Genomic DNA, 13,139 nt, shown 5'->3' with positions numbered 1-13,139 from the left:
ATGCGCGATCTCGCTGTTCTCGCCCTTGCGGACGACCTTTCGGGCGCGGCCGAGACCGCGGCGGCGCTGATGTCCTCCGCGCTGCGCGCCGACCTCGCTCTCGATCCAGGCGCAATGGTTTCTGCGTATAACGCGCAGAACGGTGCCGAGGCGCGTGCACTCGTCGTCGACCTCGACACACGGCAGTCGGACGCGGAACGCGCCGGGGCGGCGCTCGCGCACGTGCTCGCGCAGCGCGGTCCGACCGGTCCGCGGGTGCTGGTCAAGATCGACTCGCTGCTGCGCGGGAACGTGGCCGCGACGCTTTCGGCCGTCGGCCCCGCCGTTCTCGCGCCGGCGCTCCCGGTCGGCGGCCGGACCGTCGTCGCCGGAGCGGTGCGCGTCAACGGTGCGCCCCTGCGCGAAACGACGGCATGGGGCACCGAACCGGGCTCGGCACCGGACTCGATCGCCCAGGTCCTCGCACCCGCGCCCTGCCGCTCGGTCTCGCTCTCCGAGATCCGCCGCGACCCGCGGTCCGCGATCGCCGAATCGCTTGCCGCAGGCCGGATCCCGGTCTGCGACTCCGAGACCGACAGCGATCTGGACGCCGTCGTGGCCGCCACCCCGCCGGAGGTCGCCCTCGTCGGCTCCGGCGGTCTGGCCGCCGCCCTCGGCCGGTCCTTCCGGCAGCGCAAAGCCGCGCCACGCCCGGAGTTCGCGCCGCGCGAGGACCGCGCGCTGCTGGTCGTCGTCGGCACGGCCGAGCCGGGCGCGTCGGTCCAGGTGCACCGGCTCGTCGAAGCGGGGGCGCGGTCGCTGGACCTGCACGTCGATCAGCTCGCCCACGGGGACCCGCTTCCCGGCGAGATCGAGCGCATCGCCGACGCGGTGCGGCAACAACCGACCGCACTGCGGCTCCACGCGCCGCGAGGCGTCGACCCCGCCCAGTCCCGCGCCCTCGTGCGGCGGCTGGCCGGCACCGTGCGACGCGTCGTCACCGCCGTCGAGGACGTCGACCTGGTCCTGACCGGAGGCGAGACGGCACGCAAGGTCCTCGACGCGCTGGGCGTGCGAGCGCTGCGCCCGGTCGCCCAGGTGCACCACGGCGCCGTGCTCAGCCGCACCGCCGACGGCCGCTCGGTCGTCACCCGCCCCGGAAGTTTCGGCGACCCGGACAGCCTCGTGCGGATCCTCCGGCACCTCCGGCCAGATTTTCCTTCCCTGCCAACGACATCCCCGCCAGTGGCAGACCAGCCAACGACCTCACTGCCAACGACAGCACCCGGGCTCGTCCCGGGCTCCACGGAAGGCTGAACAGGTGAGCACCGCTCTTCCCCTCATCGCCGTCACCATGGGAGACGGCGCCGGCGTCGGACCCGAAGTCACCGTCGGCGCACTGCTCGACGACGGCACCGCGGCGCGGTGCAGGCCCGTCGTCGTCGGCGATGCCGCCCGGCTGCGCCAGGCCGCCGAGATCCTCGGGAGACCCGCGGAGGTCGTCGCGGTGGAGTCGGTCGCCGACGCGGTCTTCGCGCCGGGCCGCGTCAACGTCATCGACCTCGGGCTGCTCCCGGCGGACCTGCCGTGGGGCGAGGTCTCGGCGGTGGCAGGCGACGCGGCCTACCACTACGTCCGGGTCGCCGGCGAGCTCGCGACCGCCGGGCAGGTCCACGGCATCTGCACGGCACCGCTGAACAAGGAGGCGCTGCACTCGGCGGGGCACCTGTTCCCCGGCCACACCGAACTGCTCGCGCACCTCACCGGGACCGACGAGGTGTCGATGATGCTGTCCACGCCCAAGGTCAAGGTCGTCCACGTGACCACCCACATCGGACTGGTCGACGCCGTGGCGAGGATCGAGCCCGGTCTGGTGGAGCGCACCGTGCGCCGGGGCCACCGGGCGATGGTCGGTTCCGGTGTGGCGGAGCCGAGGATCGGCGTGTGCGGGATCAACCCGCACGCCGGGGAGAACGGGCTGTTCGGCCACGGCGAGGAGGAGGAGAAGATCGTCCCCGCGATCGCCGCCCTGCGCGCGGAGGGCATCGACGCGCACGGGCCGCTGCCCGCCGACACGGCGTTCTTCCTCGCCGGGCGCGGCGATTACGACCTGATCGTGGCGATGTACCACGACCAGGGGCACGCCCCGGTCAAGGTGCTGGGGATCGAGGCCGGGGTCAACATCACGGTCGGGCTGCCGGTCATCCGGACCTCGGTCGACCACGGCACCGCCTTCGACATCGCCGGGAAGGGCGTCGTCGAGGTCGGTAGCATGATCGAGGCCCTGCGCCAGGCGGCGGAGCTGGCGTCCGCTCCGGCCGTGTAGGAGGTCCCGCGGTGCGAGAGCGGGAGCCGGGCGCGTTCCGAGTTGGTTTCCGGGCTGCTTCGGCGAGTTGCCGGTGAGCGGAGGAGGACGATGACCCGCGGATCACAGGCGCGGCGCGACGCGATCGTCGAGCTGGCCACGACGTCGGGGCTGGCCAGCGTGGAGGAGCTGTCGGCGACGTTCGGGGTGACCGCCTCCACCATCCGCCGCGACCTGCAGGCGCTGGAGTCGGCGGGGCAGCTCGCCCGGACCTTCGGCGGCGCGATGGCGATGGCCGCCCACCCGGAGGCGTCCCTGCGCCAGCGCACCGGCGAGGAGTTCGAGGCCAAGCGGGCGATCGCGGCCTGGGCCGCGGCGCAGATCGGCCCGGGGGAGGCGGTGCTGCTCGACTCGGGCTCGACCACGGGGGCGCTGGCCCACGAACTGCGCCGCGCACGCGACCTGACCGTGGCCACCACCGGGTTGACGGCGCTGCAGGAGCTCGCCAACGCCGAGAACGTCCACGTCGAGTGCCTGGGCGGTACGCTGCGCCACCTCAGCCAGGGTTTCGTCGGCCCGCTCGCCGAGGCGGCGCTGACCAGGATGACCTTCGACCGCGCCTTCCTGGGCGCCGACGGGGTCACCGCCGAGGACGGCATCTGCGAGGCGAGCCTGCAGCAGACCCGGCTCAAGGAACTCATGGCGCAGCGGGCGAAGCGGGTCTACGTCCTGGTGCACGCCGCCAAGCTCGGCCGCCGGCCCTTCCACGCCTGGGCGGCGTTGCCAGACCGCTGCATGCTGGTGACCGACGCCAAGGCCGGCGAAGCCGACATCGCGCCGTTCCGGGCTCGCGGGGTCGAGGTGGTCGTGGTCGGCGCCGACGGCGTCGCGGAGCAACGCGGAGCCTGAAGCCGGCCTGACGCCGGACAGCTCGGCTTTTCCCTTCGAGCGGGGAAATGCCGCGGGCTCGGGTGTGCTCCGGCGTGGATGGCCTCTGTGGACAGACATCGGTTCAGCGGGTTCGGTACCGCTCAGCGCTGTCCGGCGAGCCACTCCTCGAAGGTGGTCGGCGCGATGCGGGCACCCTCGCCGGGCAGCAGCGCCTCGCCCGCCATCGCCGGACCGAACATCCCCGACCACGTCGGCACGAGCTTCACCTCGCGCCCCCGCGCGGCGTTGGTGCGCCGGGCCATGTCGACGAGGTCCTGCGGCTCCGGTCCGGCGAGGTCGGGGTGGCGGCCCAGCGGCTCACCCACCGCCACCTCGGCGAGCACGTCGGCGACGTCCCCGGGCGCGATCGGCTGCACGAGCAGCGGCGCGATGGTGGCCACGCCATCCTGCTCGGTCCAGCTCGCCACCATCGCGGCGAAGTCGTGGAACTGCGTGGCCGGCACGATCGTCCACGGCACCGGTCCGGCGGTCACCAGGCGCTCCTGCTCGCGCTTGCCCGCGTAGTGCGCGTTGCCGTCGACCCCGTGGATGCCCACGATCGAGAGCAGCACGTGGTGGGCGACCCCGGCCCGCTGCTCGGCGGCGAGCAGGTTGGCGGTCGCGGTGCCGAAGTACTCCACCGTCTCGGCTTCGCCGACGGGCGGCGAGCTGGTGGCGTCGACGACCGCCCTGACGCCGGCGAGGGCGTCGTCGAGCCCGGCGCCGGTGGTCAGGTCGACGCCGAGCGAGCGGCTGATCCGCACGACCTCGTGCCCGGTGCTTTCGAGGGCCGCGACGGTGAGGCTTCCGATGTTGCCGGTGGCGCCGGCGACTGCGATCCGCATGGGTGATCTCTCCTCGTTGGCGTAGTCCAGCCGACCCTAATGCGGCTTTCGTGGATACGCAATATCCATGATTGGCTGTGCGGCGACCTGTGCTGTCGCACCGCCTGCTCGACGCGGAGAGGTTTGGTTTCAAGTGAGATGGTTTCAGGCGTTAACATGCCCTCATGGCCGCCGACGCCCCTGGCCCCTCGCGGGCGACCGACCGCCCCGGGGACACCTCGCCTTTCGCCCTCGGCCTGCTGCTGCGCCAGGCCCACTGGCGCGCGGCATCGGTGATGGCGGAGGCGCTTCGGCCGCTCGGCATCGAGTTGCGGCACTTCGCCGTGCTGATCGAGCTGGTCAACCGCGGGCCGACGGTCCAGCGGGACCTGGCGGCGGCAACGGGGTCGGACAAGGCCGGAATCATGCGGGTCGTCGACGACCTGGAGCGCAAGGGGCTGGCCGTTCGCAAGGCCGTCGCGGGGGACCGGCGGGCGCGGGCCGTGGAGATCACGCCCGATGGCCTTGAGCTCTTCGATGCGGCCCATGTGGCGGCCGAGCCGCTGGCCGAACGTCTGGTCGCCGGGCTGGGGTCCGGCGAGGCGGAGCAGCTGAAGGCTCTGCTGACCAGGTTCGCCTACCCCGCGGGCGGCGAGGCGTAAGCGCGACGGCGCCGCGGTCGCCTGTCACGGGTGCGTTCCACGCCTTGCGCCTTTCGCTGTCCGCCCGGCTGAGGCATCAGTGGCTGTGACGCCTCGAACTCCGAATTAGTCTTATCTGAGATGGTATTGAATGATACTATCGTGGATGTAACGAGGTAGGCCCGCGTTGAGCAGGGAGATGCGGTTGATGGACGTCTACGAGGCCGTCAGGAGCCGACGGGCGGTGCGCGGGTTCACCGACCGTGAGGTCCCGAGGGAGGTGCTGGAGCGGGTGCTGTCCGCCGCGGCCTGGGCGCCGTCCGGATCGAACCTTCAGCCGTGGAAGATCTACGTGGTGACCGGCGAGCCGCTGGCCGAGATCAAGAAGCGCGCCGGCGAGCGCCTGGCCGCGGGCGACCCCTTCGACGAGGCGGAGTACGAGCAGTACCCGCCCGTGCTGAAGTCCCCGTACCACGAGCGCCGGACCGCCTTCGGCGAGCAGCGCTACGGCGCGCTCGGCATTCCGCGCGGGGACGTGGAGGCGCGCCAGCGGGCAGCTTCGGCGAACTGGGACTGCTTCGGCGCGCCCGCGGCCCTGTTCTGCTACATCGACCGCGACCTGGGCCGTCCCCAGTGGTCCGACGTCGGCATGTACCTGCAGACCGTCATGCTGCTGCTCCGCGCCGAAGGGCTGCACAGCTGCCCGCAGATGGCGTGGGCGAAGTTCCACGAGACCGTCGCGGAGGTCCTGGCGCCGCCGGACGACCTGGTCCTCTTCTGCGGCATGTCGATCGGGTTCGAGGACGCCGCGGAGGGTTACACCCGTACGGGCAGGGCGCGGCTCGACGAGACGGTCACGTTCGTCGAGGGTTAGCACGCAGGCCGCAACCAGAACCGCACAAGCCGCACGTGGGGACCTGACATCGAAGGGAGGCGTGTGCCATGAAGTTCGCAGTCATCGGCGGAACCGGGCGGATCGGGTCACGGGTCGTGGAGAACCTGAACGCGGCCGGTCACCAGGCCGTACCGCACTCCCCGTCCACGGGCGTGGACATCATCACCGGCCAGGGGCTGGAGGCGGCTGTGGCGGACGCCGACGCTGTCATCAACCTGGCGAACTCCCCGACCTTCGACGAGGCCTCGCTCGCCTTCTTCCGGACCTCGATGGAAAACCTCCTCGCCGCGAGCGAGAAGGTCGGGGTCCGGCACTTCGTCGTCCTCTCGATCGTCGGCGTGGACCAGGTGCCCGAGCTGGACTACTACCGGGCGAAGGTGCTCCAGGAGGACCTACTCAAGGCCGGGCCGATCCCCTATTCCATCGTCCGCGCCACGCAGTTCATGGAGTTCATGGACGCGACCCTGTCCATGACCACCGAAGGCGACACCGTCCGCCTGCCGCGCACCCCGATCCAGCCGATCGCCGCCGCGGACGTCTCCAGGTTCGTAGCCGAGGTCGCCGCGGGCAGCCCCGTGAACGGCGTCGTCAACATCGCGGGCCCCGACGTCTACCCCCTCGACGAGCTCGGCCGGCTCACCCTGGTCGCCAAGAGCGACGGGCGCTCCGTCGTCACCGATGACACCGCCGGCATGTTCGCCGCCGTCCACGGCGACGTCCTCACCGCCCCGGAGGACGCCCGCATCGCCCCCACCCGCTACACCGACTGGCTGTCCTGAAGCAGCCTCAGCTCTCCTCGCGCCGTCCGGTGGCCGAGCCGGAGCGGTCGGACGCGGCTTTGCTGAAACGCTCCCGGTTGCGGGCGCGGATGTCGTCGGGAACCTGGCCGACCAGATCGGCGATGGTGGTGCGGCGCAACGTGTCGCGCCACGCCTCGTGCGCCTGGGCCATCACGGCGGCGATGCCGCACGGGCTGGTGCACTTCTCCGGAGGCACCGCGCCGGTGCCGCGCTGGCGGATCTCCTGGCACACGAACGGCGCGGCGTCGCCCTCGACGGCGTCGAGTACGTCGAGCACGGTGATCCGCTCGGCGGGCCGGGCCAGGCGGAACCCGCCGCGCGGTCCCGGGGTGGCGGTCAGCAGGCCGGCGCGGGTCAGCGCGTTGAGGTGCTTGGCCAGGTAGGCCTCGGGCAGCCCGTGGTGCTCGGCCAGGCTCCGCCGGGACAGGGCGGTGTCCTCGGGGGCCTGCGCGATCAGCGCCGTGCAGTGCAGGCCCCACTCCACGCCCTGCGACAGCTTCATGCCGCCACCTTAACAAGGTGAACGTGGACCGATGATGTCCGCGATCTCGGCCCACGCCCGGCGACTAGTGTCCTGAGTTGGAAGTTTGTTGTATGTTTTGGTGATGGGTCGTAGAGGTCCGCGTTTGCCCGATTTGGCGTTGACGGACGCTGAACGGGAGACGCTTCAGAGGTGGGCGCGTCGCCCGAAAACCGCGCAGGCGTTGGCGTTGCGGGCACGGATCGTGCTCGCCTGCGCCGAGGGAGTGTCCAACATGGACGTCTCGCGGCAGTTGCAGATTTCCCCTCCGACGGTGACGAAGTGGCGCCGCCGCTTTGTCGCTGATCGCCTGGAGGGATTGTCGGACGAGCCCCGGCCGGGTGCCCCGCGCACGATCACTGACCAACAGGTCGAAACCGTGATCGCCAAGACACTGGAGGAGGCGCCGCCGAACGAGGACTCGCATTGGTCGACTCGTTCGATGGCGAACGCGGTCGGGATGTCGCAGACGGCGATTTCCCGGATCTGGCGGGCTTTTGAGCTCAAGCCGCACCTGGTGCAGACCTGGAAGCTCAGCACCGATCCGCTGTTCGTGGAAAAGGTCCGAGACGTCGTCGGCCTCTACCTGGACCCACCGGAAAACGCCCTGGTCCTCTGCGTCGATGAGAAATCCCAGATACAGGCTCTGGATCGCACCGCGCCGATCCTGCCGGTCATGCCCACCACCCCGGCGCGCATGACCCACGACTATGTCCGGCACGGCACCACCAGCCTGTTCGCCGCCCTGGACGTGGCCACCGGATCCATCATCAGCCAGCACTACCGGCGGCACCGCCATCAGGAGTTCCTGAAATTCCTGAAGACCATCGACAAGAACACTCCCGCCGAACTGGACTTGCACCTGATCTGTGATAACTACGCGACGCACAAGACACCCGTGATCAAGAAATGGTTGTTGCGCCACCCGCGCTTCCACGTGCACTTCACCCCCACGAGCGCCTCCTGGCTCAACCTCGTCGAACGGTGGTTCGCCGAGCTGACCAACCGCAAACTCCGCCGATCCGCCCACCGCAGCGTCACCGAACTCGAAGCAGACGTCCGCGCCTGGATCGAATCCTGGAACGCCGACCCCACACCCTTCGTCTGGACCAAGACCGCCGACGAAATCTTCCAAACCCTCGCAGCCTACTGCCAACGAATTAACGACTCACGACACTAGTGCTGGGCCTTGCCATGATGGGTCGCCGCAGTGAGCTGGTCGCGCTGAACCTGGAGGACGTGCGCGAGACGGCTGACGCTGGAGAGTTGATCCGAACCTCCAAGACCGATCAGGACGCCCAGGGCGCGGAGGTCGCCATTCCGTACGGGCAGCACGCCGACACCTGCCCGGTCCGACTGGTGCGAGCCTGGCGGGCGGCGCTGACCGCGCGCGGCATCACCTCTGGTCGCCTACTGCGCTCGGTGAACCGGCACGGCCGTCCTGGTGCCAGCATGTCCACGGATGCAGTGGAAGACGTGGTGCGCGCTCGGGCGGTCGCGGCCGGGCTGCCGCACGCCGAGGACTACTCGGCCCATTCGTTGCGGGCCGGGGTGCCACGTCGGCGTACAGGGGCCGGGGCGCCGGTGTCGGTGATCGCGGCGCACGGCCGGTGGGCGGAGGGCTCGCCGGTAGTTCTGGGCTACGTACGAGCCACTGACCGGTGGCGTGACAACCCGATGAAGGGCGTCGGCCTCTGAGGTCAGCTCGCAATCAGCGGCACGATGATGGCCACCACCGCGGCGATGAGGGCGATCACTCGGGAACGATAGCCTTCGTTCTTGGACTGCTGGCTAACTCCCAGGGCTCGGCGCGCGAGATCGAGCTGTCAAGTTCGCGCGCGTCCTGCTCAGCTTCGCGGGCTGCCTTCTCTTCGTGCATCTCCTCGAAGATTTGGCCCATGTCGTTGAAGGCTGCCTCCCCTCCTCCCAGGCCCGCTGCTGACCCGGAGCATCGACTCAAATTCCGGCATACGGGGGAAGTCGCTTCCTGCCACGGGTCCGGCTTCAACGGCTGCCCCGCACACTGGCCGCGCGTGTGCCGCAGCAGCGAAAACGCCCTGAGCACGCGGTCGACGCGCTCAAGAGACCTCGGGCGAAAGTTTCAGCCGCGCCAGCTCGGCGGGGCTCGCATTACGCAGCCAGCACCGCACGGTCCTCTTCGGGTGACCGCCTGTCCGCCCGCGCTGCCGGTCAGCTCGACCGCCCGCCCGCCGCACCCCCTGCGCGAAGGCGGGTACGTCCGGGGATCGCCCAGGTGCCGTGCCCCAACAACAGCGCCCCGGCTTTGCGCAGCTCGCGCCAGACGGCCACGCGATGCCGGGACGGCTCGGCGGGCAGCCTGATGACCAGCACCAGTCACGACACGTCACCCGATGTCACAGCGGCGAATGTAGCGGCCGTTACATCGCGCTGACGACGGCCGAACGAAAAGAGATCCGCTGCCCCGTCACACTTCAGGGCAGCGGATCTCTTCGGTTGTAGTCGTACGGCTACGAAGTCGACGCCTGCGGGGCCGGGTCGGCTTCCTGGAAGTGTTCTTCCAACTCCTCCAACGTCTTCCCGCGCGTCTCCGGGAGGAACTTCGCGAGGAAGACGATCGTCGCGGAGTTGATCAGCGCGAGGATGAAGAACGTGTTGCCGCCGAAGGAGTTGATTAGGACCGGGAAGGTCAGCGCCACGGTCCCGTTGCTGATCCACTGGGCGAAGATCGCGATACCCATCGCGAAGCCGCGGAACCGCAGCGGGAACATCTCCGACATCATCAGCCACCACACGGTCGCGATCATGCTCTGCATGAAGAACAGGAAGATGAGCATGAAGCCGAGGACCGCGTAGCTGCGCAACGTCGACTGCGGCAGCAGGAAGCAGGCACCGAGAAGCACCAATGAGATCGTGACGCCGACCTGGCCGGTGATGATGATGGGCCGTCTGCCCAGTCGTCCCAGCAGCCAGATCCCGAGGATCGTCGCGGCCACGGAGACCACGCCGTTGGCGATGCTCGCGGTGATCGACGCCGTCGTTCCCAGGCCGGTGGCCTGCAGGATCGTCGGCGCGAAGTACATGATCGTGTTCACGCCGGTGAGCTGTACCGAGATGCCGAGCACGACACCGATGACGACGAGCTTGCGGATCCAGGGAGTGCGCAGGTTCGTCCACTCGCCCCGGTGGGTCTCGGGTACGTTCTCGGCACATCTGCGGATGTCGGCGAGCTCGCGTCCGGCCTCGTCGGCGTCGCGGATCCGGCGCAGGACCGCCATCGCTTCGTCGAAGCGGCCCTTGGACGCGTACCAACGCGGGCTTTCGGGCAGGAACAGCATGCCCAGCCACAGCAGCACCGCTGGGATCGTCGCGAGACCGAGCATGTAGCGCCACGCGTGATCGCCCGGCCAGAAGTTCACGATGGCCGCGTTGGAGGTGTAGGCCAGCAGCTGGCCGGTCACGATCATGAGCTCGTTGTGGGTCACGAGCTGGGCGCGGCCGTGGGCCGGAGCCAGTTCCGCGATGAACATAGGCACGGTGGCCGAAGCACCGCCGACGGCGAGTCCGAGCACGATCCGGAAGAGGATCATGGTCTCGGTGTTCGGGGCGAGCGCGGTGCCCAAAGCCCCGGCGAAGAAGACCACCGCGAGCGTGAGGATGTTGCGCCGGCGGCCGTGCCAGTCGGACAGGCGGCCGCCGAGGACGGCGCCGAAGGCCGCCCCGAACACGAGTGAGGAGGTGACGATCCCTTCGGTGACCGGGGTGAGCCCGAGTCCCCCTCGTTCCGGGCCGAGTGCCATGAACGGCAGAGCACCGGAGATGACACCGGTGTCGTAGCCGAACAGCAGCGCGCCCAGGGTCGCCACCGCCGTGATGATCCGGACGAGGGGTTTCGGTCTGCTCGTGCGGGCCTCAGGTTGAGCCGAGACTGTCTGCGTCATCGCAGGGTCCTGCCTTTCTGCTGCTCACGCGACGGGTTCGGTGTGGAGAGCGGCGCGCAGCAGGTCCACCGAGCGGCGGACGCCGTCGACGGGAGTGCAGGCGAGGTCCTCGTGCTCGATGCTCAGCGTGCCCGTGTAGCCGGAGGAGCGGAGCGCGGCGACGAACTCCGACCAGTACGCGGTGCCGCCGGGGTGGCCGTCGCCGAGGGTGACGTAGTTCCAGGCGCGGTCGCCGACGCGGTCGAACGGCAGCGTTTCGAGGCGGGAGGTCAGCCCGAGCCGGTCGGATTCGAGGCGGGTGTCCTTGGCGTGCACGTGGTAGATGGCGCCGTCGAGCGCCTCGACGCTCTGGATCGGGTCGGAGCCCATCCACATCAGGTGGCTGGGATCCATGTTCGCACCGATGACGGGGCCGACGGCCTCGCGCAGCCGCAACAGGGTCGGCGCGTTGTAGACGAGCTGGTTGGCGTGCATTTCCAGAGCGAGCCGCACATCGTGGGCTCGTGCGAACTCCACGAGCTGCCGCCAGTAGCCGGTGGCGGTCTCCCACTGGCGTTCGAGCACCTCGGTGGTCTCCGGCGGCCAGCACGTGGTGATCCAGTTCGGCGTGCTGTCGCCCGGCGCGGCCGGGAGGCCGGACATGAGCACGACCGTGGGCACGCCGAGCAGCCCGGCGAGGCGGATCGTGCCGCGGACGACGCGGTCCTGCTCGGCGCCGGTGACGGGGTGGAGCTGGTTGCCGCTGGCGTTCAGCGCGGAGAGGCGCAGGCCGCGGTCGCGCAACGCCGCGGACAACTCGGCGCGGGCCGCTTCGCCGGCGAGCAGGCCCTCGAGGTCGAGGTGCGGGGCGGTCGACCAGTTGCCCGTGGCGAACTCGACGGTGTCGATTCCGAGCTCGGCGGCGAGGTCGAGGGTTTCGGTCGTGGACAGTGCCGCGACGCTGTCGGTCATCAGTCCGATGTTCATGGTCGGGTTCTCCTCATTGCGAGTCGTGCGGTCCGGGCCGCGGGTCGAAGCGGGTGAGGCGGCGGCGTGGAGTCCGAGCGGGCCGAGGGGGCCCGTCGGCCGGAGGTGGTCACGCGGCCAGCGGGGCGTACAGCGCGGGTTGCGGTGCGATCTCGACGGGTGCGGTCGATCCGGTGGCCACCGAGTGCAGGCATGCTTCGGCGACCGCGGCGGAGGCGTAGCCGTCCCAGGCCGTGGCTCCGCGGACCTCGCCCGAGGCGCCGGCGGTCACCCACGCCTGCAGCTCGTTGCGGTAGGCGTCCTGGAAACGGGGACGGAAGTCCCGCGCGACCGGCCGGCCCTCCAGCCCCTCGTAGCGGGTGGTCAGGGTGGCCGGAGGGTGCAGCGAGATGCTGCCGAGCTCGCCGACGAGCTCTCCCCGCACGTCGTAGCCGTAGCCGGCGTTGACGAAGATCTCGACGTCGACGAGCACGCCGTTCTCGGTCTCGAGCACGAGGAACCGGGTGTCCTGGAAATCCGGCCGGGCCAGTCCGGAGCGCCTGGGCGTGTGCGCGGTGGCGGTCACGATCTCCTGGCCCAGCAGCCAGCGGGCGATGTCGATGTCGTGCACGCCGGTGCCGGTGATCAGGGCCGAGTCGGGCAGAGCCGGTGGGTAGCCGGCATTGCGGTGCACGCTGTGCAACATCAGCGCCCGCCCGATCCGGCCGGAGTCGAGCACGCGCTTCATCTCCAGGTAGGAGGGATCGAAGCGGCGCATGAACCCGACCTGCACCAGCGGTCGGCCCCCGCGCATCTCGGCCTCCACCACGCGCAGGCACGCCTCACTCGTCGTGGCCAGCGGTTTCTCGCAGAGCACGGGCTTGCCCGCCCGCACGCAGGCGAGTGCGAACTCCTCGTGCGTCTCGTCGGCGGAGGCGACCACCACGGCATCCACCTCCGCGTCGTCGATCAGGCCGAACGGATCGGAATGCACCCGTGCACCCTCCGCCTCTGCCGCTGCTCCCGCTGCCCGGCCTTCGTCGGCGTCGTTCACCGCGGCGACCCGGGCACCGGACACCGCAGTCGTGAGGGTGCGGATGTGATCGGCGCCCATCAGGCCGCATCCGATGACACCGATGTTCATGGTCATTGCTCGTCTCTCCTGGTCGCATGCTCCGGTCTGCTCGGAGGCGCATCGGGTAAGGACGTTTCACTGAATCGAGGCTTGTGTGGATCGACCGTTCCTGGCAGGGGTCGCCTGCCGCGCGGCCTCGCGGTCACCGCGCGACCGAGGTCGTGCGCGTCTCGGACCGCCCGCTCGCCGTGGGTGTGACGAACGGCGGGGTCACTTTTTCGTACAACTAGTACGTACAAGTGCTA

Annotated in this window: 15 protein-coding genes; 8 read left to right on the top strand and 7 right to left on the bottom strand. The window is 70.2% G+C overall.

Annotated features, from left to right (window positions below):
* From SACE_RS22055 to SACE_RS22045, 3 genes are all read left to right on the top strand, one after another.
* A complete protein-coding gene (locus SACE_RS22055) occupies positions 1–1,296 on the top strand; it encodes a four-carbon acid sugar kinase family protein (protein WP_009943585.1) in 1,296 nt (431 codons plus the stop codon).
* Between the two features lie 4 nt (positions 1,297–1,300).
* Positions 1,301–2,305 (top strand): 4-hydroxythreonine-4-phosphate dehydrogenase PdxA, encoded by a 1,005-nt coding sequence (pdxA, locus tag SACE_RS22050; protein ID WP_009943586.1) that lies wholly within the window; start codon positions 1,301–1,303, stop codon positions 2,303–2,305.
* Between the two features lie 90 nt (positions 2,306–2,395).
* Positions 2,396–3,193 carry a DeoR/GlpR family DNA-binding transcription regulator gene (locus SACE_RS22045; protein ID WP_009943588.1) on the top strand — a complete coding sequence of 266 codons (798 nt, stop codon included), beginning with the start codon at positions 2,396–2,398 and terminating at the stop codon, positions 3,191–3,193.
* A gap of 122 nt (positions 3,194–3,315) precedes the next feature.
* On the opposite strand, the gene SACE_RS22040 is transcribed toward SACE_RS22045, so the two are convergent.
* The gene (locus SACE_RS22040) at positions 3,316–4,059 is read right to left on the bottom strand and encodes an SDR family oxidoreductase (protein WP_009943590.1); all 744 of its coding nucleotides are present in this window, start codon (positions 4,057–4,059) and stop codon (positions 3,316–3,318) included.
* 164 nt (positions 4,060–4,223) lie between these two features.
* Between SACE_RS22040 and SACE_RS22035 the strand changes: the two genes are divergently transcribed.
* The 3 genes from SACE_RS22035 (at position 4,224) to SACE_RS22025 (ending at position 6,353) form a co-directional block, all read left to right on the top strand.
* A complete protein-coding gene (locus SACE_RS22035; protein ID WP_009943591.1) occupies positions 4,224–4,700 on the top strand; it encodes a MarR family winged helix-turn-helix transcriptional regulator in 477 nt (158 codons plus the stop codon).
* Positions 4,701–4,887: 187 nt separating this feature from the next.
* Positions 4,888–5,553, top strand: coding sequence for a nitroreductase (locus SACE_RS22030; protein WP_009943592.1), 666 nt, complete (start codon positions 4,888–4,890; stop codon positions 5,551–5,553).
* Between the two features lie 68 nt (positions 5,554–5,621).
* Positions 5,622–6,353 (top strand): SDR family oxidoreductase, encoded by a 732-nt coding sequence (locus SACE_RS22025; protein ID WP_009943593.1) that lies wholly within the window; start codon positions 5,622–5,624, stop codon positions 6,351–6,353.
* 7 nt (positions 6,354–6,360) lie between these two features.
* Here SACE_RS22025 and SACE_RS22020 read toward each other — a convergent pair whose 3' ends face one another.
* Positions 6,361–6,876 (bottom strand): RrF2 family transcriptional regulator, encoded by a 516-nt coding sequence (locus tag SACE_RS22020; protein ID WP_009943594.1) that lies wholly within the window; start codon positions 6,874–6,876, stop codon positions 6,361–6,363.
* A 103-nt stretch (positions 6,877–6,979) separates the two neighbouring features.
* Between SACE_RS22020 and SACE_RS22015 the strand changes: the two genes are divergently transcribed.
* Together SACE_RS22015 and SACE_RS22010 are read left to right on the top strand one after the other, a co-directional pair.
* The gene (locus SACE_RS22015) at positions 6,980–8,074 is read left to right on the top strand and encodes an IS630 family transposase (RefSeq protein ID WP_011873748.1); all 1,095 of its coding nucleotides are present in this window, start codon (positions 6,980–6,982) and stop codon (positions 8,072–8,074) included.
* 17 nt (positions 8,075–8,091) lie between these two features.
* On the top strand, positions 8,092–8,592 hold the full coding sequence (locus tag SACE_RS22010) for a site-specific integrase (RefSeq protein WP_011874381.1): 501 nt from the start codon (positions 8,092–8,094) through the stop codon (positions 8,590–8,592).
* Between the two features lie 55 nt (positions 8,593–8,647).
* Here SACE_RS22010 and SACE_RS37825 read toward each other — a convergent pair whose 3' ends face one another.
* The 5 genes from SACE_RS37825 to SACE_RS21995 all read right to left on the bottom strand — a co-directional run bounded on the left by SACE_RS37825 (position 8,648) and on the right by SACE_RS21995 (position 12,909).
* Entirely contained in the window at positions 8,648–8,794 is a 147-nt protein-coding gene (locus SACE_RS37825) for a hypothetical protein (protein ID WP_009951443.1), read from the bottom strand.
* A 290-nt stretch (positions 8,795–9,084) separates the two neighbouring features.
* Positions 9,085–9,246, bottom strand: coding sequence for a Chromate resistance protein ChrB (locus SACE_RS36705; RefSeq protein ID WP_197537703.1), 162 nt, complete (start codon positions 9,244–9,246; stop codon positions 9,085–9,087).
* A 137-nt stretch (positions 9,247–9,383) separates the two neighbouring features.
* The gene (locus SACE_RS22005) at positions 9,384–10,814 is read right to left on the bottom strand and encodes a sugar porter family MFS transporter (protein ID WP_011874380.1); all 1,431 of its coding nucleotides are present in this window, start codon (positions 10,812–10,814) and stop codon (positions 9,384–9,386) included.
* A gap of 24 nt (positions 10,815–10,838) precedes the next feature.
* Positions 10,839–11,780, bottom strand: a complete 942-nt coding sequence (locus tag SACE_RS22000) for a sugar phosphate isomerase/epimerase family protein (RefSeq protein ID WP_009951445.1) — start codon at positions 11,778–11,780, stop codon at positions 10,839–10,841.
* Between the two features lie 109 nt (positions 11,781–11,889).
* On the bottom strand, positions 11,890–12,909 hold the full coding sequence (locus tag SACE_RS21995) for a Gfo/Idh/MocA family oxidoreductase (RefSeq protein ID WP_009951448.1): 1,020 nt from the start codon (positions 12,907–12,909) through the stop codon (positions 11,890–11,892).
* Between the last annotated feature and the right edge of the window lie 230 nt (positions 12,910–13,139).

Source organism: Saccharopolyspora erythraea NRRL 2338 (assembly GCF_000062885.1).
Taxonomy (GTDB): Bacteria; Actinomycetota; Actinomycetes; order Mycobacteriales; family Pseudonocardiaceae; genus Saccharopolyspora_D; species Saccharopolyspora_D erythraea.
This window is presented reverse-complemented; position numbering and strand designations above follow the sequence as displayed.

Coding starts and splice junctions, on each gene's coding strand:
- SACE_RS22010 (WP_011874381.1), top strand. CDS start 8,092: ATGGGTCGCCGCAGTGAGCTGGTCGCGCTGAACCTGGAGGACGTGCGC.
- SACE_RS22055 (WP_009943585.1), top strand. CDS start 1: ATGCGCGATCTCGCTGTTCTCGCCCTTGCGGACGACCTTTCGGGCGCG.
- SACE_RS22000 (WP_009951445.1), bottom strand. CDS start 11,780: ATGAACATCGGACTGATGACCGACAGCGTCGCGGCACTGTCCACGACC.
- SACE_RS22025 (WP_009943593.1), top strand. CDS start 5,622: ATGAAGTTCGCAGTCATCGGCGGAACCGGGCGGATCGGGTCACGGGTC.
- SACE_RS22005 (WP_011874380.1), bottom strand. CDS start 10,814: ATGACGCAGACAGTCTCGGCTCAACCTGAGGCCCGCACGAGCAGACCG.
- SACE_RS22015 (WP_011873748.1), top strand. CDS start 6,980: ATGGGTCGTAGAGGTCCGCGTTTGCCCGATTTGGCGTTGACGGACGCT.
- SACE_RS22045 (WP_009943588.1), top strand. CDS start 2,396: ATGACCCGCGGATCACAGGCGCGGCGCGACGCGATCGTCGAGCTGGCC.
- SACE_RS22040 (WP_009943590.1), bottom strand. CDS start 4,059: ATGCGGATCGCAGTCGCCGGCGCCACCGGCAACATCGGAAGCCTCACC.
- SACE_RS22020 (WP_009943594.1), bottom strand. CDS start 6,876: ATGAAGCTGTCGCAGGGCGTGGAGTGGGGCCTGCACTGCACGGCGCTG.
- SACE_RS37825 (WP_009951443.1), bottom strand. CDS start 8,794: ATGGGCCAAATCTTCGAGGAGATGCACGAAGAGAAGGCAGCCCGCGAA.
- SACE_RS22035 (WP_009943591.1), top strand. CDS start 4,224: ATGGCCGCCGACGCCCCTGGCCCCTCGCGGGCGACCGACCGCCCCGGG.
- SACE_RS22030 (WP_009943592.1), top strand. CDS start 4,888: ATGGACGTCTACGAGGCCGTCAGGAGCCGACGGGCGGTGCGCGGGTTC.
- SACE_RS21995 (WP_009951448.1), bottom strand. CDS start 12,909: ATGACCATGAACATCGGTGTCATCGGATGCGGCCTGATGGGCGCCGAT.